We start from the raw sequence: 21,165 nt of genomic DNA, 5'->3' as shown, positions 1-21,165 counted from the left end.
TTTATTTGATAAATACAAAAGCGCCTTGTTTACTAATGTCATTGCCGTAAAAAGTTTGTGCAGAAAAGGTGTAATAATAATTTCCATTTTCGGCTTCTTCGTCTTTAACTTTGCCGTCCCATCCTCTTATAGCATCACCCGACTCTTTATAAATAAGGCTACCCCAAGTATCATAAATACTAAGTTCTAAATTATTTAAGCCTATATATACAGGGCCAAAGAAATCATTAATACCATCATCATTAGGCGTAAAGGCATCTGGCATTACTAATTTATAACCTTCTTCTACAACTAGGGTCATTGTTTTTACATACACACAACCATGGGCATAAGTTACGGTTTGTGTTATCACATAACTTCCTGGAGTAAAATAAGTATGAAAAGGGCTTTCTTCAGAAGAAAAACTACCATCTCCAAAATCCCATAATACACTTTCATAATTCCCGGTAATTGAACTTATAAATTCAATAGGATCTTGTATCGCATAAATACCATAATTTAAATAACCAAATGATGTGGTTGTAAAATCAGCTTCTCCTATAACTGGAGCCTCTACATTTAATGAATAGTTGGTAGTACATCCCATACTATCTACAACTTCTAACATCACTAAGCCATCAATATCAGTCGTCATTAACTCATTATTAGCTCCACTGACGGTGCCGCTAGACCAATGGTATTGAAATGGTGGCACCCCACCACTAGCTACAGCTTCAAAAGTTTGATTTATAGTCCGTGTTTCACAATTAACCTCTAATTGTGTCTCGACATCTAAGGTTAAAGTTTCAAATCTATTAACTGTCCAGCTACCTTCAATTTCACAGCCATTAGCATCCGTTACATTTGCAGTATAAGTATTCGGTGGTAAGGTGTCTAAATCATCTGTTGTTGCTCCATTAGACCATAGGACATCAAAAGGTGGTGTTCCGCCTTGAATTAATAAATTAATCGCACCACTATTAGGGTCATCACAATCTAAGGCATCCGTAACATTAGCCGAAAGTTCTAAGGGTAAAATATTATGGATTGTAAAACTATCTTGAATAATACAAGGCGTACCATCAGTAATTGTAACGCTATAAGTTCCCGGTGCTAAATTATGACGTTCAGTACCTGCTGTAGAGCCATCATCCCAAACTACAGTGACTGGTGCTATTCCTCCAACAAAATTTAAAACTATACTGGCATCATTTTCACCCGAACAGCTCATTTGAGTCACCACTGGGTCAATTAAAAATAGTGGCGCTTCCTCAATTACAATAGGGAAATCTCTCGCACAGTTTTCGGCATCTGTAATGGTAATTGTATACGTTCCTGCAGATAAATCTACCTGTGAATTACCCGTTCCAAAATTACTCCAGCTCACTTCATAAGGTGGAATACCACCTGATACATTATTTATAGTTATAGAAGCATCATTATCGCCATAACAGATAATTTCGGTGACAGTAACCTCTATTTCTATTTGGCTATTTTGAAGTATCTCAACGTCTAATGTATCTGTACATCCTGAATTATCCGTCACTGTTAAATTATAAACTCCAGCATAAATGGCATCTAAATTTTGACTGCTACTTGAAAAGCCATTAGGACCTGCCCAAGTAAATTCATAATCAGTTCTACCTCCCACAACCGTAATATTAATCGCACCGGTATTATCACCATAACAAAGGACATCCGTTTTTGTATCTAATGAAACTACTAGCAATTCAGGTTCTTCAATGCTAAAGTTCTGAGTTATTGGGCCACAATTATTCGCATCTGTAACTGTAATCGTATAATCACCAGGCTCTAAATCGGTTAAATCTTCATCAGTTGAAAACGGCGCACCATCTCGCGTCCATGAGTAGGTGTACGGCAATGTTCCGCCTGCAATATCAATTCCGATGGCGCCATCGTTAGCACCAAAACAAGATATGGTATTAGGATCAAAGTCCACCAAATCAAATATCAATTCGTCTGGTTCTGTTATTGTAAATGTCTCTGTATATGGACAACCACCATCATCCGCAATAGCTAACACATACGCCCCTGCTTCTAGGTTATAAATTGAAGTATTTGTACTCGTAAAACCACTTGGTCCTGTCCAAGTGATTAAATATGGATCTCCTGTAGAAAAAGGCACACCTCCTACAATTGTAGTTTCTATACTGGCATTATTAGATTCAAAACAAAGGTTATTTACAAGCGTGGATGCTACGGTAATCGATGGATTTATAGTTACCAAGACTTCGAAATCTTCCCCTATACAATCACCTGTAACTGGTGTTACAGTATAAGTTACCGTTGCCGGATTAGTTGTTGTATTTTCTAAAAACTGTGAAATAGTTGCTATTGGTGTTGACTGCTCCACTGCACCTGTGATACTTCCAGCCGGACTAACATTTGGTGTTGTCCATGAGTATAAGGTATTTACAGGCACCACATTTCCTGGGGTATCTTCTGGAATAAATTCAAATGTATTGCCACTACAGATTAGAGCCGTTGCATCACCAATACTAGGTGTTCCATTAACGATAATTTCAGCTGTATCTGATACAATTTCCGTACAGCCGCCCGAACTAAATGTAATAATAACGTAGTAATACGTTGTTCCTACACTCGTAACATCAGGGGAATACGTATCTGAAGTTGCCCCGGCAATAGCTGTTCCTGTTGTAGTATCATCTACTGAATTTTGGTACCATTGATAGCCTGCTATTCCTGTACCATTACTAAACGCTACCATTAAAGATGGTGTGGTTTCTCCAAAACACAATTCATCTGAAATAGGCTGGTCATCAAATTGCGCTCCAGGACTTATCTCAACCTCACTTATGGCACTCGTCACTTCACAACCCGAAACATCTTGCGAAACAACACAATAGTAGTATAAAGTCCCAACAGCTGTCACTGGAGGTGTAAAAGTTGCTGCTGTAGCACCTGCAATAGCTGTTCCTGTAGTGGTATCATTCACCGTATTTACATACCATTGATAAGCGGTTGTTCCTAAGCCATTAGCGGTAACGATACTTAAATCTGTAGGTATTGTATTTTGACATAAATTTTGAAATGCAATAGGTTCAGAAGTAATTATAGGGTCATTTACAACCTCTATTTCAGAGACTGCACTGCTGAGTCCTGCACAGCCACTCCCTGTATAAGACACTTCCACATAATAATAAAAAGTCCCCGTGGTTGTATATACGGGTGGTGTATAAGTTGCGTCTGTGGCTCCAGAAATAGCCGTTCCACCTGAATTTGTATTTGTGGTATTACTAAACCATTGGTAAGATTCAACCCCCGCACCACCAGATGTAACGATTGAAAGTTCTTGTGCAGTTCCACCAATACATAAGGCTTGAGTTGTTAGGGGTTGACTATCAATTTGTGTAGTGTTTGCGACTTCAACTTCAGCGGTGTCTGAAGTAATTTCATTACAATCTCCAGTAGAAAATACAATAACAACGTAGTAATAGGTTGTTCCAACAGTATCTGTAGGTGGTGTATAAGTCGCTGCTGTTTCTCCTGGTATCGGAGTTCCCGTACTTGTGTCATCGATACTGTTTTCGTACCACTGATAATTGGCTGTTCCTGAGGCTTGAAATGTTATAGATAATGCTTCTGCTGTTCCATTTTGACAAACCGCATTAGACTGTGGTTGTTGCGATATTGAAGGAGCCGGTTCTACTATAATATCAAAATTAACCGGAGCACCTGCACAACCATTGACTTCTGGAGTAACCGTATAGGTTAACGTAAGTGGAGACGTTGTGGTATTACTTATGACTTGTGTAGGGATGCTATTAGAAGTTCCACTTGGCACAAAACCTGTTAATCCCGTTGGATTATTAGATATCCAACTGTACGTTGTCCCCGTAATATCAGTAGAAAAATTAATTGCCGAAGTTATTGAGCCAGAACATACTGTTTGAGAAAGATCTGTATTGGTAATCGTAGGTGAGGCATCGATTGAAAAAGTTTCAGTTGCTGTTGTTGTACCACATGAATTTGTGACATTTAACGTAACCGTATAGTCACCTGTTGTAGCATATGTAATAACACCTGGATCTAATTGATTGGACGTCGCTGGAGACCCTCCCGGAAATGACCAGTTATAAATGATAGTCTCAGACGTTGGCGCACAAGTATAAACTGTAGCTATTGGATTAAACGACAATGCATCACAAGCATCTGCAATAGGATTTAATGTTACATTTGGTGGTTGCTTCACCTCTACGGATTGAGATGTTGTAAAATCACCACAAGAATTTGTAGCTGTCATTATAAGCTCATAATAGCCCGCAGCAATAAATTGAAACGAAGGATCCGCCGAAGTCTCATTAGTACCATTGGTAAAACTCCAATTTGCTGAAGTACCACATAATTCTGGAGTATATATTACTTCCCAATCGTAAGTAACCGAACCACAAGAATCCGTTAAATCTGTAGTATTAGTTACGTTAACATCTAATGGCGTACACCCTGAATTGACATCTAAAGTAAACTCAGGTACCAATTCTGGCTCAATACAAATTGTCTTTACTACTGGATCTGTTAAACCACAAAAATTTTCTTCGATTAATGTTACCGTATAAGTTCCCGGTGCAGTGTATATGTGGCTTGGATTTTCTAGAGTCGATGTCGTTCCATCTCCAAAATCCCAGGTATGAAGCATCTGTTCTATACAGTTTGGTCCATAACCATCATCCGTTAAATTGTTAAATTGAATTTCTGTGTTTAAACAGCCTGGGGTTTCAAAACTAAAATCGACTTCGGGTTTGCTCAATATTATTATAGGGCCTGCAGTTAGTACTGTTTCACCGCAGGATGTTGAAATGACTAAAGTAATTGTATAACTTGCATTAGGACAACTCGATTCAGTATACTCATGAGGTATAGGAAATGGATTTGCTGCAGTAGGATTATCTGGGTCATAATTAGATACTGCCGCAATTAAATCGTCTTGTGTATAACTTTCAGTGGTTCCATCTCCATAATTGACATCATAAACCGTATCAGGAGGATTAGCTCCCCAAGACCCAATTTGAAAATCTAACTCATTAATAGGCAAACATAAGTTTACGGTGTTACCAGGACTTATTATAGAACCAATAGGATTACTGGAGTTTTTTACCAATATCGTTTCAACAGCATTACAACCACTGTCACCATAACCCGTTATTACCATACTAAAAGAACCTAATTCTTCATAAGTATGGGTAAGCGGAAATGTAACATTGGTCTCAGCATTACCATCGCCCCAATCAATATCATAAGACGTTATACAGCTATCTGAAGGAGACGTATTACCGACATTAATTGTATACTCGGGATTAACCGTATTATTTCCACAGTTATCAAAAGGAGGGGTAAACAAGGCGTCCAAATCCTGAAAACTTAGGTCGGGTCTTTGCTCTACCTCCACTGGTTTAGTAATGGTCGTTGTACAGCCATTAACATCTGTAACCGTTAATGAGGCGGTGTAACTTGAAAATCCACACCCAAAAGCATCAAATATATGAGATGGATTTGCGTTAGAGGCGTTATTACCATCACCAAAATTCCATTGATAAGTATAAGGACCATTACCTGTAATTATTGGTGTAAATTGAACGGGTGTAGCAGAACAACCGTAATTATTAAATGTAAAATCGACCGTAGGTGGTGAACTTACCGATACTGTTGCTGAAGGATTTACATTAACTGTTTCTCCTGAACTATCTGTTACAGAAATTAATTGGTAGGTAAAATCACCTATAGTGTTTGTATTTACATTTAAGTTGATTGAAGAATTAGCTCCCCCCGTAGTTATAGTTTGGGGCGCTCCTCCATTAAGTGTGTAAGTAAACGTATATGGCGTAGCCCCAGATGCACCTGTAAATATAATTTGTGGTAAAGGACTGCTATCAACACAAACCGTAGTTGTTCCTGAAATTGTTGCCGTTGGTGGCATTAGAGCCAATTCCGAAGCTTTTGCTTCTGAAATGTTTTCATTGATAAAAACGCGATCCGTTATATTGATTGCACTTATTATTCCACATACGGAACCTATAAGCAACAAAAGGCCATATTTAATTTTCCCCATAAATTTTAATAGCTGAATACCTACAGGTGACAATGTAATTAATTCCCTTATATACTCTATAAACTTTCATATTTTTTTCGACAAGAACATAAAAATAACTTTTAACGACACAAAACGTAGATCATCGAAGTATAAATTAATTGTTTTTTTATCAGTAAATAAAAGGCCCATAATACGGTCATTATCTCATTAATTCAACCCTAAAATTCAGTTATAACAATACCAGAGGTCTTTTAAAACCTAATAAAAAATTACACTTTATCGGATTTATTTGCATTTTATAGATGAAATGTAAAAAATTGTAGTATATTGCGTCATGATTATTTCATTCAATCCCAAATCTGATGAAAAAAATTACGCTGACCTTTATTTTATTTTTCACATGCATTATATTTACATATGCTCAGCAAATAAGCGCTAGAGAATCTGCTGATTTCTACGCTAATAATCAAGCTATTACAACTCAATTAACGCCTTACAATTATAACATTTCAATTGTAGAGAATGCGAATAACAGTAACACCTACAGTAATGAAGATATTCTAACTGTCAGTTTAACTGAAAATAATACTGTACTAAACCCAAATAACAGTACGTATTTAAACTTTCCATCGCGAAACCTTCTTGTTTGGGGTAATAATAATGCTAGTATAGCTGCCACTGAATTACCTGTTACTGTTAATTTAAGTGCTGAGGTTAATTCCGATATAACCACTAATGTTTCCTACAAAACGATGCAACGTGTATGGAAATTTATACCTTCAGAAGAACAAACACCTTCCGTAACACTTTCAATTCCACAAGAATTAATGCCTAATTTCAGTAACGATGGTCATTACTATATGTTTATATCTGACACTGAATTGTTTGATATAGATGCTGAATTTAAAATCATGACTTTAGATGGTTCTGGAAATTTAACTACAGATTATCAATTCAACGAAACTTCCTATATCACTTTTGGATTTTCACCTCAAATAGAGGTAGCACGTTCTATGTATTTTGAAGGTTCTGATAGCTATATGGATATGCAAAACACCTTAGACCTTAACCCAGATGGCTTTACTTTATCTGCCTGGATTAAGCATAATGGAACTGGGGCAAATGCTATGTCTATACTTTCTAAAAGAGATGTTGCCTTCTCCCAAGGTTACGATTTAAGTCTTACAGAAGCTCAGACAATTAAAATTGAATGGCAGAATAGTAGTACACAATCTCTAGAATCTTACACTGCTATTCCTAGTGATAAATGGCATCATATAGCCGTAACCTATAATGGCAATAAGGCTTCTATATATATTGATGGCGTTTTAGATAATTTTGCCAACAAAACAGCACCTGTAGGTACAGATGAAGCATTTTTTATCGCTGCTGCAGGAAATGATACACCAACACAGTTTTATAAAGGTCATATTGATGAAGTACGAATTTGGAACACCTATTTAACAGAAAACCAAATCCGTTTTATGATGAATCAAGAAATCACTAACAATTCAGGACAAGTCAGCGGAAAAGAACTTCCCTTAAATATAACTAAAAATGAAGTACATACAATTCCTTGGTCAGATTTAGCAGCCTACTACCCCATGTCTGGTTATACTTATAGAATGACTGTAGATGCTACCGGAAACAACAATCACGGCTTACTTAAACAACAAATAACAATCGCCGAAGAAACAGCACCAATACCATATAAATCAGTGCAAAATGGCGAATGGGATCACAACACCACTTGGCTTAATGGTTCCGTACAAGATACTCCAGGATCAACAGCACTTGTTAATCCTAACGTAACCATAGATTGGAATATCGTTAAAACATCACACAATCTAAGCCTATCTAACACCAACCTACCACTTAGAAAACAAGACAACAGAACGCTTTTAGGACTTTATGTGGATGAAAATGAATTAGTCATAGAAGGCGACAATAATACCAATACAGGAAACGGTTTAACCATTACACATTATTTAAGCCTTACTGGAAAAATAGATCTAGAAGGTGAATCGCAATTAATACAAACCTTAAATAGTGATTTAGACGTTATTTCAAACGGAAAAATAGAACGCGACCAACAAGGCACAGCAGATACTTATACTTACAATTATTGGTCTTCACCAGTAACTAAAACAAATTCTACGGTTAACAACTATAAGGTGTCTGATGTTATGAAAGACGGCACAATAGCATCAGATATTGCCGCTATTAATTTTTCCTCTTCAGGTTATAATGGCGCTGCAACCCAACCTATAACCATTGCTGATTATTGGATTTGGAAATACAGTAATCTCGCTAGCGACTCTTATTCTGCATGGCAACACATACGACGAACCGGAACCATTTTACCAGGAGAAGGTTTTACCATGAAAGGCCCAGGAACAGGCTCCGTAACATCCCAACAAAATTATGTGTTTACCGGTCAACCTAATAACGGAAATATTAACCTCACATTGAATGCTGATAATGATTACTTAGTAGGAAACCCCTACCCTTCAGCAATCGATGCTATTCAATTTATTATAGATAATGGTCCAAGCGTTTCAAATGCTGAACCTTTAATTTCTGGAACACTTTATTTCTGGAATCACTGGGGCGGAGGCTCTCATATTTTAGAAGATTATGAGGGTGGTTATGCAACGCGCAATTTTTCTGGAGCTGTTGCCGCGGCTTACAAAGGAAGCAACCACCCCGACATAGGCACTTCTTTGTCACCAACAAAAAAACCAGGACAATATATTTCGGTTGGTCAAGGCTTCTTTGTTTCGGGTGTCAACTCAGGAACTATAAATTTTAATAACGGACAACGGGTCTTTAAAAAAGAAAATACGGCTTCAGTCTTTATGCGACATACGAATTCTGAAAATAATCAAACTTATGAAGAAGCGGCTACCGATGAGGATTTAAGAATGAAATTTAGAATCGGATTCAACTCTGTAAATACCATACGTCGACAATTGTTGTTAACTATTGACGAAAACGCAAGTGAAGCTGTCGATTGGGCTTTTGATGGCGAAATGAATGAAGATCAAATAGACGATATGTATTGGTTAATTAACGATAAAGCCTACATTATTCAGGGAAGTGATAAAGCCGAAATCACCACTGTTTATCCGCTTGGAATTTTAACTAGTACAGCGGGTATCAACACCATAATGATAGATGATCTAGAACATGTTCCTGATAATTTCAATGTTTACTTACACGATAATCTATTGGATATTTATCATGATTTAAAAATGAGCGCCTACTCGATTTTCCTAAATGCAGGTGAATACCATAATCGATTTGAAATTACATTTGGTTCGCCTGAAGATATCTTAGGAATTGGCAATGAAAACAGAACACCTCTAGATGTACTTTATGCTAATACAATAGACAAAATTGTAGTTGTAAACCCCAACCAAATTGATTTAAAATCAATAAGTGTTTTTAATATGCTTGGGCAGTCCGTTTATGTGATTAAAGACATAGAACAAAATCAACATTCTGAATATAGAATACCAAACTTTAGTGCTGGCACCTATATTATTAAGTTACATACCGCTACAGAAAACGTAGTGACAAAAAAAATTATAGTGGATTAAATTGATTGTTTTTAGTTAGTGTTAAAAAGCCTCAATCCTATATGGGTTGAGGCTTTTTTAATTGATTTTAAACTTTCTTAAAGCAAATGACATGTAAACGATACCATTATTTTTTTATTATCCAAAAAAGCAGCCATGTGCATCGTCTTTTATAATATCTATAATTTTGTCTAAGTGAGATGATTTAGGAAAAGGTTCATAAAGTTCCCACTTTCCACTGGCACGCATCCAATATAAACTCCATTCTTTTCGTGATTTATAATGACGAATTTTAGCAAACTCAATATGTTTCTTTTTTGTAGAATCATCCCAATCTGGTCGGATTTCGAATAAGATAACCACTTTACCATCATAAGAATACCCAATATCTACTTGCTCTCGAATTTCAGGATCTTCAGGTCGTAACGATTCTACGTACGTTTTTACAGTTGATTCATTAATGTCAATTATGGTATTTTTCATTTCGTTATAATTTAATTCCATTTATAAACAACAGGCTTCTAAATTATATAAAACCTAAAACCGACTATTTCAACAAATCTAAAAGTGCTTCAAATGCGACCTTATGCTGTTCTCCTGAAGTCATATTTTTTAGTGTAAATGCCCCTGAATTTAATTCTTCTTCACCAACTAAAACTACAAATGGAATTTGACGACGGTTCGCATAATTCATTTGCTTTTTCATTTTAGCGGGATCTGGATATAATTCTGCTTTTACGCCTTCTTGTCTTAGTTTAGTAACCGCCTGCAAACAAGCCATAGCTTCTTTATCTCCAAAATTGATAAAGAGTACTTTTGTGGATTCTGTTATTGTCGCCGGAAATAACTCGATTTCTTCTAACACCAAATAAATACGATCTAATCCGAAGCTTATGCCTACGCCACTCATATCTTTTAGCCCAAAAATTCCGGTAAGATCATCGTAACGACCACCACCACCAATAGAGCCCATTTTGACACCTTTGGGTGCTGAGACTTCAAAAATAGCCCCAGTATAATAATTTAAACCTCTAGCTAAAGTGACATCTAACTGTAATGTCGCTGTTTTTAATTTTAAATTCGAAATAGCGGTATTGATAAATTCGAGTTCTTCAATCCCTTTTAATCCAATTTCTGAAGCACTTAAAATAGATTTTAAACTCGCTATTTGATTTCCGAAATCACCTTTTAAAGTAAATAAAGGTTGAAGCTTAGAAATACCGTCTTCAGAAATACCTTTGCTTCGCATTTCATCTTTAACCTTCTCCTCACCTATTTTATCGAGTTTATCTAAAGCTACTGTAAAATCAATCAGTTTATCTTGTGCTCCTATCACTTCGGCAATACCAGATAAAATTTTACGGTTGTTGATTTTAATGGTAACACCTTCTAATTTTAAGGCTGAAAAAACAGCATCGTATAGCTGTACAAATTCGACTTCTTGAAACAATGATTTTGAGCCCACTACATCAGCATCACATTGAAAAAATTCTCTAAAACGTCCTTTTTGTGGACGGTCTGCACGCCAAACGGGTTGAATTTGATAACGCTTAAATGGAAATTCTATCTCATTTTGGTGTTGTACAACATAGCGTGCAAAAGGCACTGTTAAATCGTATCTTAACGCTTTTTCTGATATTTTAGGTGTCATTAGTCGTTCCGATTTTTCAGCATAATCTGCATCTGAAATCTTTTTTAAAAACTCACCAGAATTTAAAATCTTAAAAATTAAACGATCACCTTCATCACCATATTTTCCCATCAATGTATTGGAATTCTCAAAACTCGGGGTTTCTATAGGTTGAAATCCGAAAACTTGAAACTGTGTCTTTATCGTTTCCATAATATACGAACGCTTCGCCACTTCGGTTGCGTTAAAATCTCTTGTACCCTTTGGTATGCTTGGTTTCTGTGCCATATTATTTCCTACGAAAGTAGGAATCTCTTTAAATGAAACTTTATTTTTGTGCTCTGTCATTTCGAGCGTAGCCGAGAAATCTCATTATTTATATCAGATACACCTCGGCTGAACTTACTTCTAAGTCACAAAAATATTACAATTTTTAGAGGTCTTACCAAGATAAGTCAATTTTATAGTAACTTTATGCTGTTTTGATAGACTTATATTTGAAACAACCTAACTAAAGCAAAATCAATTATGTTTTCATTAGCTAAAGAGAATATTAGAATCGCCTTCGATTCCATTAAAAGTCAGCTATTACGAACCATTTTAACCGTTTTAATAATTGCCATTGGTATTATGGCATTGGTAGGGATTTTAAGTGGTGTCTCTGCCTTAGAGAATACGATTTCTAGTAATTTTTCTTCCATGGGTTCTAATACATTTAACTTTCAACGTTATGAATTTACAGCCCAGCGCCAAAGTAGTAGAGAACGTCAGAAAATAAATCCGGTAATTGATTATAGAGACGTTAAGGATTTTGAAGAAAAATATAACTTCCCGATGACTAAAGTTGCGGTATCCTTTTATGGAACGTCTGCAGCTGAAGTTAAATACGAAAACAAAAAAACGGACCCAGAAGTTGCTGTGCTTGGTGCCAATGAATTTTTTATAGAAAATTCAGGCCTAGAGATTGAATTTGGACGTTCCTTAAATGTTTTTGACGTCGATAATAGTAATGCTGTTTGTGTGATTGGTAGCGATTTACAAACCGCACTATTTCCTGATGAAAACCCTATTGGAAAAACTATAAGTATTAGAGGGGCTAAATTTAAAGTGGTTGGTGTGCTCAAAGAAAAAGGCTCTACGTTTGGAAATAATCAAGATTTAAGAGTGATAATGCCGATACAAAAGGCACGTTCCATTTTTACCAATCCAAATATCAATTACAGTTTAAGTGTTAAAGTGGATGATAGTGATTTACTTGAAGCAGCTCAAGATAACGCCATATTAACCTTTAGAAATATTAGAGGATTAAACCCTGTTGAAAAGAATGATTTTGGCATTGAACGCAGCGATGATTTATTAAATCAGGCGACTCAGAATATCGACGCACTTTATATCGCAGCTTGGATTATTAGCATTATTACAATTTTTGGTTCTACCATTGCATTAATGAATATTATGCTTGTTTCGGTAAGTGAACGTACCAGAGAAATTGGAGTTAGAAAAGCCTTAGGTGCCAAAAGCAAAACCATTGCTTTTCAATTTTTTATGGAAACCATTATCATTGGACAGTTTGGTGGTATTTTAGGAATTATACTAGGTATTTTAATCGGTATGGGTGTTGCTAAGGGTTTTGAACTCGAATTCTCTACACCTTGGGTTGCTATGCTTTGGGCGACTACTATTGCGTTTATTGTAGCGGTAGTTTCGGGTTTATATCCAGCAACCAAAGCCGCTAAATTAGATCCTATTGAATCATTGCGTTATGAATAAAAAAAACTCCTTTTTTCAAAGGAGTTTATAAGTTTGGTATAAAACGAAATAAGTTACTTTCAAACCCTACTTGTTTGACCTTACTTCTACGAAGAGATTTCTTTTTTTAAAGGCATCGTTTAACCCTTTACTAGGTTGGCAAAATAATTAAACAACTCACCCTTAGTGATATTAGCGCCAGATTCAATCATTTTAAAAATATCTAAATGCTTATCTTCAGAATAGTCTTTTTTAGCATTAAAAAATTCAACAGAATCTGATAATAAGTTATCACGTAACCATTGGAATCCTTCTTTTGTAGTAAAGTCAATAGCTTCGTTTTCTATTCTTAAGGCAATTAATCGCATGCCTTTTTCTTGACATTCAAACAAATGAATTTGCTGTGGTGAAATATGCTCTAAATACTTCACTTTATCTAAAACGCCAAGCCAAACTAAGTCACTAAACACATCTAGTTCTTGTTCTGCAACTTCTGGTTTATTCTTTTTTATATCCATCCATTCATCAGCCGTAATAGATTGTGTAGCTAAAAAATTGATGAATTCTTGGTGTAACTCTTCAAATTGTTCTTTAGTTAATCTTCTGTATTTCATCTGGTTTTAGTTTATTGTTTTTTTTAAAGGACAGATGGTATGCCTAAAAATATTTTTATTAATTATAATTAGGAGTCTCGCATATCATTGAAAAACCTCGTTTTCTCGTAATTGATGTGAAATCTAATTATTTTTGAATTTATTGTACTTTTAATTTATAGCTTCAAATACTTCAAAAGGTCTATCAGTAGCCAAAATATCGGCACCGTTTTCTTTCCATTGAAGGTATAGCTCCTCACCTCTAGCTTTTGCGCGTTTATCTAAGTTACCTAATGTTCCTAGTATACAAACAATATCATTAGCGTGTAATTTTTCAAACAGTGAAGCATCAGACAAACGTGTCCCTGTAAAAGCAAGCATGTTTTTAGTTGGGATTTCTGACTTTAATAAACGTTCAAATTCGTCATTATTTCGAGCTGAAACAGATAATAAAAATTCTGGAGCTAATTGGTAAGCTGATTTTGCTTCTTCTAAATCATAAGTTATTATAACAGCTATATCTTCAGCTTTTGCTGATTTTATGGCTTCTATGACTTTTTGCTGACCAACACTTCGTTTAATATCAATAGTTAATATAACGTTGTGTTTCTTAGCCCAAGTTAACACTTCAGAAAACAAAGGAATTTTATAGCTTGTTTCATTTCCAAAATCATCGATTAAGTTAAATTGTTTTAATTCATCGAAAGTATATTGGGTGACTTTACCACTTCCTGTGGTGGTTCTATCTATAGAATTATCATGAAGTAAAACTAACTTTTCATCTTTAGTCTGAGCGACATCTATTTCATAAATTGCAGTAATACGATTACTAACATACTGAATTGTTTCTAGACAATTTTCAGGATAATTCAGTATATCAACACCTCCACGATGCACGCTAACAGCTGGGTAATTAGATTTAGAAGCCTTAAAGGTTTCTATGAGTTTAGAAGGTTGAACGTCTAAAGTTGGTGTTGCTTCTAAAACTGGTGTTGCTTCTTTAGATTCTTTACAAGCTAAGAAAGCAAAAGCGATAAAAATGTATAAAAAATGTTTCATAATAAAACCCTATTTAAAGATCTGTTATATAATAATCTCGACGATTTTTAGGATTACTAGATTTATAAAAAACACGACATAAGTTTCATTAAAAAAAGCCGCTTAGAAAACTAAACGGCTTTAAATAATTATTTTAATTGCGATTAAGCTTCAGCGACAACATCAAATGTTAAATCTACTGTTACTGATCGGTGTAATCTAATTGCAGCTTCGTACTGACCTAAACGCTTAATGTTACCACCAGTAATAGCGATAAATTTCTTATCAACTTCGTGACCAGCGTTTTTAAGTGCAGCAGCTAAATCCATATTGGTAATAGAACCAAATAATTTATCTCCAGCAGTAGCACCTGTTCCAGCTTTAGCTGTTATTTTAATTTCTAAACCTCTTAAACCTTCAGCAGATTTTTCTGCTTCAGCAATAATCGATTTTTCTTTAAAAGCTCTTTGCTTTAAAGTTTCTTCTAATACTTTTTTAGCAGAAGAAGTTGCCATTACAGCTTGTCCTTGAGGAATTAAAAAGTTTCTACCATAACCGTTCTTAACAGATACAATATCGTCTTTAAATCCTAAATTATCAACGTCTTGTTTTAATATAAGTTCCATTGTGTTATGATATTTTATTTTAATAAATCAGCAACGTATGGCATTAAGGCTAAATGTCTAGCTCTTTTTACGGCCACAGATACTTTTCTTTGATACTTTAAAGACGTTCCTGTTAAACGTCTTGGTAATAATTTACCTTGTTCGTTTACAAAACCTAATAACCAGTCTGCATCTTTATAGTCTACATACTTGATTCCAGATTTTTGAAAACGACAATATTTTTTAGTCTTAGACGTCTCAATATTTAACGGTGTTAAATATCTAATTTCGCCGTCTTTTTTTCCTTTTGCTTGTTGTTCTATTGATGACATAATTACGCTTTTGCTTTTGCTTTAACTTTCAATTTTTCTCTTCTTCTCTCAGCCCATGAAATCGCATGTTTGTCTAATTTCACAGTTAAGTAACGCATAAAACGCTCATCACGTCTAAATTCTACCTCTAAAGGCTCAATAACTTCTCCAGCTACAGTGTACTCAAATAAATGGTAAAAACCACTTTTTTTGTTTTGGATTGGGTAGGCTAATTTTTTTAGTCCCCAATCTTCTTTTGATACCATCTTAGCTCCTTTAGAAACGAGGAAATCCTCATATTTCTTTACTGTCTCCTTTACCTGGTCTTCAGATAAAACGGGATTTAAGATGAAAACAGTTTCATAATGATTCATAATAAATAATTTTGTTTATTGTTAAAAACGGGTGCAAAAATACACATTTATTCTATATTTGACAATGTTTTTTAAAAGTAATATTCACAATCACTTATTAATAAAAAACTGATATAAAATTCTACGGTTTGTCGGTAATATTTGTTTTTTAACCGAATTTATCGTACTATTGTCGATATCTTAACCTAAAATTAATAATGTTATGACTTTAAACTGTGTAGTTGTTGATGATTCTGCGATTCAGCGTCTCTCTATTGTAAAGTTAATTGAGAATCATTCCTCACTTAATCTTATTGCAGAGTACAGTAGTGCGTTAGAAACAAAAAACGGTCTTAATACCCATAAAGTAGATCTTATCTTCTTAGATATAGAGATGCCGGTATTAAACGGTTTTGAACTACTTGATGTACTCAACAACAAACCCCAAATTATTTTTGTTACCGGTAAAACGGAATATGCTTTTAAAGCATTTAATTACGATGCCACTGATTACCTCCAAAAACCTATCACCAAAGAACGTTTTAATGTTGCCGTTGAAAAAGCTATTGAGCAACATAAATTAAAACTCGACTTTAACGAAACAGACGGTGAACATATCTTTGTAAAAAGTAATCTTAAAAAACGTAAAGTTTATATTAAGGACATTAAATGGATTGAAGCCCTTGGCGATTACGTAAAAGTAGTCACAGAAGAAAATAGCTTAGTTGTATTATCTACAATGAAGGCTTTTGAACAAGAGTTGCCAGAAGGTAAATTTTTAAGAATCCACAAATCCTACATTGTGAACCTCGATAAAATTGACCGATTTAACAGTAAAAATGTTGAAGTTGGTGCTTACGAAATTCCATTGAGCCGAAATAAAAAGACCCAATTAGTAGATGCTTTAAATAATATGTAGTAGTCTACATCTATATTATTAAAGCATTACATTATAAGTTTAAAAAATCCTGAGCAATTTGCTCAGGATTTTTTAGTTTATGTTTGGTTGAGCGTAGTCGAAACCTATAACACAAGGGCGGTTTATTTACTCAAAATGTAAACTAACAAGCCTGTAATATTCTTTTAAAATTCCGCTCTTCAGCGAAATTAGTATTACTAATAATTATCGACATTGATAACCACGCGCACTGGTCTGAAATCTTTTACAGCATTAAAACTATTATCAATCTTTATAATGGCCTCTTTAGTTTTTGCTAAAGATTGTTTTGGTGGTATTTTCACCAAAACATTTTTATGATATAAATTCCGTATTCTGGATACTGGTGGAAATTCAGGGCCCAAAACATTATGTTTAAACAATTGCTTTAAAGATTTGGCATACCATTCTGCTGCCATATTCACGCGATTATAATCTTTATGTTTAAAGGTTATTTTTATCAATCTATAAATGGGAGGATACTTATAATTGTAACGCTCATTCATTTGCTCTGCGAACATTTCTTTATAAGCATTTGTAGAAACCTGTTGCAAAATATTATGATGCGGATTATAGGTTTGAATTAGTACTTTTCCACGTAAATCGGTTCGTCCTGCTCTACCAGAAACCTGAGCCATTAATTGGTAACTGCGTTCATGCGCTCTAAAATCTGGGAAATTCAGCAAATTATCAGCATTCATGATACCGACTAATTTTACATATCTAAAATCGAGTCCTTTGGTTAGCATTTGTGTTCCGACTAATATATCAATCTCGCGCTGCTCAAAACTCGTTATTATTTTTTCAAAACCGTATTTACCTCTTGTGGTATCTAAGTCCATACGTGCCACTTTCTTTTCAGGAAATAACACTTTAACCTCAGCTTCTATCTGCTCAGTCCCAAACCCTTTGGTATCCAAAGTTGAATTACCACAGCCCTGGCAAGTTTTTAGCATCGCCGAATTATACCCACAATAATGACAACGCAATTGATCACGATATTGGTGATACGTTAAACTCACATCGCAATTAGGACATTGCGGTGAGGTTCCGCAAGTAGTACATTCTATAATAGGCGAAAATCCCCTTCTATTTTGAAACAATATAATTTGAAAACCTTCATCTAAAGTTTCCGTCATTTCTTCAATCATTCGGTCGCTAAAATGACCTTTCATACGTTTACGCTTGTACTTATCTGCTAAATCTACCAATTCAATATCGGGCATTAGCACATTATTATAACGTGTATTTAATTCTACTAAACCGTATTTTCCTTGGCTCGCATTAAAGTAACTTTCTAAACTTGGTGTTGCAGAACCTAAGAGTGTTTTAGCTTTAAATAAATTCGCTAAAACAATCGCTGCATCTCTAGCATGGTAACGTGGCGCAGGATCAAATTGTTTAAAAGATGCTTCATGCTCCTCATCTACTATTATCAATCCCAAATTATAAAACGGTAATAATAAAGACGAACGCGCACCAATAATAACTTGAGCTTTTTCGGAATTAGTCAACATATTCTGCCAGACCTCTACCCTTTCATTTCCTGAATATCTAGAATGGAAAACAGCTACTTTTTCTCCAAAATAATCTTGAAGTCGGTTTACCAACTGTGTTGTTAGAGCAATTTCGGGTAACAAATACAAAACTTGTTTCCCTAACTCCAGTTGTTTTTGTATCAGCTGCACATAGATTTCTGTTTTACCAGAAGATGTGACGCCGTGTAATAAAGCTACTGATTTTTCTTTAAACACAGCTTCCAATTCATTATAAGCGTTTTGCTGTGCTTCACTTAAATGCTTCGCATTAGCATCAGCTTCACCATCAAATTGTATGCGGTCGGTTTGAATATGATACTCTTCTAAAATATCTTTATCAATTAAAGTTTTAATGATACTTGAAGATGCCCCACTACGCTCCGCTAATTCTGAAACTTTAATGGGTTGCTGCAAGGAAGCTTCCAAAGTAAATAGCGTTAACACCACTTCGCGTTGCTTTGGTGCACGACTCAGCTCTTCTAATAATTCTTGGAGTTTTTCTTGAGATTTATGATTTTGATGCAGCTTTACATAACGCACTAATTTAGGCGTGTATTTCTCGTAAATTTCTTCCTGTAGATTTAAAACACCTTTTTTAACTAAACTATTAATAATAGGTAGCACTCGTTTTTTATCTAAAATGGAAACGACGTCATTTATTTTTAATGAGGACTGCTGCTGTAAAGCTTCATAAATTAAGTATTCTTCGTCCTTTAATTCAGATTCATTAATGTTAGCTTTTTCATTTTTAGAAATAATGGTTTCACTTTCTAGCAAAAAAGCATTTGGCATTGCTGCACGCATTACCTCTCCAATACTACACATGTAATAATCAGCAATCCACTTCCAATGTTTTAGTTGTTGTGCTGTAATTACAGGAGTATCATCTAATATTTGATGAATGGTTTTAGCATCGTATGCCGTAGGTGGATTTTGATGAATGGTATAGACTAAAGCCGTATAAATTTTACTTTTTCCGAAGGGCACAGCAACACGCATTCCAGGAGCCAAAAATTTAGATTCAGCTTCCGTAATATGATATGTAAACGCTTTTTGAAGCGGAATAGGTAATATGACATCAATAAAATATAGCATTATTTGACACGCTTCCAATATTGCGTTCGGTAGAAAAATGCCAAATAACCTCTAACTTGAAGTGTATCTGGATCATCTTCAAATTTAAGTCGGCATTTGTATGTTTTTCCATTTTCAGGATTCAAGATTGTGCCACCATCATAAACATCTTCATTCTTAGTGAGTCCTTCTATAAATACCAAGCCCATGATAGGCTGATCCTTATGTTTACCACTACAGTCAACACATTTATTATCTCTAGCTTCTGGATTAACTATAGAAATAATACGTCCGTAGATTTTACCTTTTTTCTCATAGATTTCTACAATAGATTTAGCTTCTCCTGTATTATCATCTATGGTTTTCCATTTACCTGTTATCGATTGAGCTGTTACAGCAGAGGTTACAAAACAAAGTAGTAAAAAAATTATCGTGTTCTTAGTCATAATTTAGCATTTCTGAGGTTAATACAATTAATAACAGTATAACCTTATATAATATTTCAAATGTAATTGGTTTAATCAACAAAACCATATTTATAGATCATTAAGCACTTTACCAAGTCTCTATTTAATATTTCTTTATTTGGGTTTAAATTAATAAAAACACAAATAATAACACTAAAAAATACTTATATTTTAAAAAAGTGATGGTAATAATTTAAAAAACGAATTCTTAATGCTCTAAAAATGACACCTGTTAACGTTCTTGTTTAGCTCCTGGATATTTTCTTAAAAACTGAAGTGATGCGTTTAATTCATAGCCTAAAAGTAAAATATTAGAGTTTAACCACAGATACAGTAACAAAATTAATAATGCCCCAATAGATCCATAAATCTCATTATACTTAGAAAAATTCTCTATATAGATTCCAAATAAATATGATGTTGTTATAATCAGCAATGTGGTTAACAAAGCGCCTACAGAAAAGAATTTTGATTTCTTCCCTTCTTTGGTTCCAAAATAATATAAAGTGGCGGTTGCAATATAAACCATAAGTACAAAAAAGAGGTATTTAACAACAAAAATCCAACCTGAAACGGACTCTGCTTCTGCAAACTGTATGTCACCTGTAAAACTGGTATACAAAGGTCTTAGAATATAGATTTGAAAATAACCAAAAACAGCTACGGTTAATAAGGTTAAAAATGCTAAAATAAGCGCCACACCAAGTGCTACGCCATATTGTTTAAAAACATTGCGATATAATTGCTTATGATAAGAGGTTTCAAATCCCGAAAAAACAGCATTAACACCATTAGCCATTAAAAAAACAGACAATAAAAGCACTGTAGAAATTAAGCCGCCACTGGCACTCTGACTGATATCCTTAAAAATACTATCGAAAAAAAATTCAGACGTTTGAGGTGGTAAAAAAGACTCTAAAAAATTGGAAAAAGCCACATCAAAATTTTCAATCGGGATATGTGGAATAATGATAATTACAAATAATAAAAACGGGAAAATAGCCGTAAAAAAACTAAATGCAATGGCACTAGCTCTAGTGGTTAATGCGCCCTTAAGAACGCCCATACCGTAAAGCTCTAGCAAATCGTACATGGATAATCCTTCAAATCCTGGCAGTTTAATTTTTTTTAAAAAACGCATAATAACGTTTAGTACCGGAATTTTCTCAACTTTATCTTCTATATGTTTTGTCATTATATAGCTTTTGGCACTTGACCTTTTGCTTTTCTATTAATTTAT

14 protein-coding genes are annotated in these 21,165 nt (G+C 34.7%); 3 read left to right on the top strand and 11 right to left on the bottom strand.

Features of this window, described 5'->3' with window-relative positions; genetic code table 11:
- Nucleotide 1 precedes the first annotated feature (1 nt).
- Nucleotides 2-6,067: a PKD domain-containing protein gene (locus tag HM982_RS05950; protein WP_179352181.1), complete on the bottom strand. Its 6,066-nt coding sequence runs from the start codon at nt 6,065-6,067 to the stop codon at nt 2-4.
- Between the two features lie 344 nt (nt 6,068-6,411).
- On the opposite strand from HM982_RS05950, the gene HM982_RS05945 reads away from it, so the two are divergent.
- Nucleotides 6,412-9,651 (top strand): LamG-like jellyroll fold domain-containing protein, encoded by a 3,240-nt coding sequence (locus HM982_RS05945; RefSeq protein ID WP_179352180.1) that lies wholly within the window; start codon nt 6,412-6,414, stop codon nt 9,649-9,651.
- 117 nt (nt 9,652-9,768) lie between these two features.
- Here the strand turns inward: HM982_RS05945 and HM982_RS05940 are convergent, their stop codons facing one another.
- Both HM982_RS05940 and hisS read right to left on the bottom strand, forming a co-directional pair.
- Nucleotides 9,769-10,113 (bottom strand): DUF3024 domain-containing protein, encoded by a 345-nt coding sequence (locus HM982_RS05940; protein WP_179352179.1) that lies wholly within the window; start codon nt 10,111-10,113, stop codon nt 9,769-9,771.
- 64 nt (nt 10,114-10,177) lie between these two features.
- Nucleotides 10,178-11,548: a histidine--tRNA ligase gene (gene hisS, locus HM982_RS05935; RefSeq protein ID WP_179352388.1), complete on the bottom strand. Its 1,371-nt coding sequence runs from the start codon at nt 11,546-11,548 to the stop codon at nt 10,178-10,180.
- A gap of 240 nt (nt 11,549-11,788) precedes the next feature.
- Here hisS and HM982_RS05930 point away from each other — a divergent pair, with 240 nt between their 5' ends.
- Complete coding sequence (locus tag HM982_RS05930) at nt 11,789-13,030, top strand: ABC transporter permease (RefSeq protein WP_179352178.1); 1,242 nt, start codon at nt 11,789-11,791, stop codon at nt 13,028-13,030.
- Between the two features lie 119 nt (nt 13,031-13,149).
- Here the strand turns inward: HM982_RS05930 and HM982_RS05925 are convergent, their stop codons facing one another.
- The 5 genes from HM982_RS05925 to rpsF all read right to left on the bottom strand — a co-directional run bounded on the left by HM982_RS05925 (nt 13,150) and on the right by rpsF (nt 15,930).
- Nucleotides 13,150-13,623, bottom strand: a complete 474-nt coding sequence (locus tag HM982_RS05925) for a DUF6495 family protein (protein WP_179352177.1) — start codon at nt 13,621-13,623, stop codon at nt 13,150-13,152.
- Between the two features lie 150 nt (nt 13,624-13,773).
- Complete coding sequence (locus HM982_RS05920) at nt 13,774-14,661, bottom strand: glycerophosphodiester phosphodiesterase family protein (RefSeq protein ID WP_179352176.1); 888 nt, start codon at nt 14,659-14,661, stop codon at nt 13,774-13,776.
- A gap of 143 nt (nt 14,662-14,804) precedes the next feature.
- Complete coding sequence (rplI, locus tag HM982_RS05915; RefSeq protein WP_179352175.1) at nt 14,805-15,266, bottom strand: 50S ribosomal protein L9; 462 nt, start codon at nt 15,264-15,266, stop codon at nt 14,805-14,807.
- Between the two features lie 14 nt (nt 15,267-15,280).
- A complete protein-coding gene (gene rpsR, locus HM982_RS05910) occupies nt 15,281-15,580 on the bottom strand; it encodes a 30S ribosomal protein S18 (RefSeq protein WP_173280593.1) in 300 nt (99 codons plus the stop codon).
- Nucleotides 15,580-15,930, bottom strand: a complete 351-nt coding sequence (rpsF, locus tag HM982_RS05905) for a 30S ribosomal protein S6 (RefSeq protein WP_179352174.1) — start codon at nt 15,928-15,930, stop codon at nt 15,580-15,582. The genes rpsR and rpsF overlap by 1 nt, the downstream gene beginning before the upstream one ends.
- 202 nt (nt 15,931-16,132) lie before the next feature.
- On the opposite strand from rpsF, the gene HM982_RS05900 reads away from it, so the two are divergent.
- The gene (locus tag HM982_RS05900; RefSeq protein ID WP_179339550.1) at nt 16,133-16,828 is read left to right on the top strand and encodes a LytR/AlgR family response regulator transcription factor; all 696 of its coding nucleotides are present in this window, start codon (nt 16,133-16,135) and stop codon (nt 16,826-16,828) included.
- A 197-nt stretch (nt 16,829-17,025) separates the two neighbouring features.
- Here HM982_RS05900 and priA read toward each other — a convergent pair whose 3' ends face one another.
- The 3 genes from priA to HM982_RS05885 form a co-directional block, all read right to left on the bottom strand.
- On the bottom strand, nt 17,026-19,479 hold the full coding sequence (gene priA / locus HM982_RS05895; protein ID WP_179352173.1) for a replication restart helicase PriA: 2,454 nt from the start codon (nt 19,477-19,479) through the stop codon (nt 17,026-17,028).
- Entirely contained in the window at nt 19,479-19,904 is a 426-nt protein-coding gene (locus tag HM982_RS05890) for a DUF2147 domain-containing protein (RefSeq protein ID WP_179352172.1), read from the bottom strand. The genes priA and HM982_RS05890 overlap by 1 nt, the downstream gene beginning before the upstream one ends.
- Nucleotides 19,905-20,157: 253 nt before the next feature.
- Nucleotides 20,158-21,120 carry a YihY/virulence factor BrkB family protein gene (locus HM982_RS05885; RefSeq protein WP_179352171.1) on the bottom strand — a complete coding sequence of 321 codons (963 nt, stop codon included), beginning with the start codon at nt 21,118-21,120 and terminating at the stop codon, nt 20,158-20,160.
- Between the last annotated feature and the right edge of the window lie 45 nt (nt 21,121-21,165).

The organism is Winogradskyella vidalii (assembly GCF_013403955.1).
Taxonomy (GTDB): domain Bacteria; phylum Bacteroidota; class Bacteroidia; order Flavobacteriales; family Flavobacteriaceae; genus Winogradskyella; species Winogradskyella vidalii.
This window is presented reverse-complemented; position numbering and strand designations above follow the sequence as displayed.

What these genes read in the sequence shown, in the direction of transcription:
- HM982_RS05950 (WP_179352181.1), bottom strand. Translation starts at nt 6,067, where the DNA reads ATGGGGAAAATTAAATATGGCCTTTTGTTGCTTATAGGTTCCGTATGT.
- HM982_RS05885 (WP_179352171.1), bottom strand. Translation starts at nt 21,120, where the DNA reads ATGACAAAACATATAGAAGATAAAGTTGAGAAAATTCCGGTACTAAAC.
- priA (WP_179352173.1), bottom strand. Translation starts at nt 19,479, where the DNA reads ATGCTATATTTTATTGATGTCATATTACCTATTCCGCTTCAAAAAGCG.
- HM982_RS05940 (WP_179352179.1), bottom strand. Translation starts at nt 10,113, where the DNA reads ATGAAAAATACCATAATTGACATTAATGAATCAACTGTAAAAACGTAC.
- rplI (WP_179352175.1), bottom strand. Translation starts at nt 15,266, where the DNA reads ATGGAACTTATATTAAAACAAGACGTTGATAATTTAGGATTTAAAGAC.
- HM982_RS05900 (WP_179339550.1), top strand. Translation starts at nt 16,133, where the DNA reads ATGACTTTAAACTGTGTAGTTGTTGATGATTCTGCGATTCAGCGTCTC.
- rpsF (WP_179352174.1), bottom strand. Translation starts at nt 15,930, where the DNA reads ATGAATCATTATGAAACTGTTTTCATCTTAAATCCCGTTTTATCTGAA.
- HM982_RS05930 (WP_179352178.1), top strand. Translation starts at nt 11,789, where the DNA reads ATGTTTTCATTAGCTAAAGAGAATATTAGAATCGCCTTCGATTCCATT.
- HM982_RS05890 (WP_179352172.1), bottom strand. Translation starts at nt 19,904, where the DNA reads ATGACTAAGAACACGATAATTTTTTTACTACTTTGTTTTGTAACCTCT.
- HM982_RS05945 (WP_179352180.1), top strand. Translation starts at nt 6,412, where the DNA reads ATGAAAAAAATTACGCTGACCTTTATTTTATTTTTCACATGCATTATA.
- HM982_RS05920 (WP_179352176.1), bottom strand. Translation starts at nt 14,661, where the DNA reads ATGAAACATTTTTTATACATTTTTATCGCTTTTGCTTTCTTAGCTTGT.
- hisS (WP_179352388.1), bottom strand. Translation starts at nt 11,548, where the DNA reads ATGGCACAGAAACCAAGCATACCAAAGGGTACAAGAGATTTTAACGCA.
- HM982_RS05925 (WP_179352177.1), bottom strand. Translation starts at nt 13,623, where the DNA reads ATGAAATACAGAAGATTAACTAAAGAACAATTTGAAGAGTTACACCAA.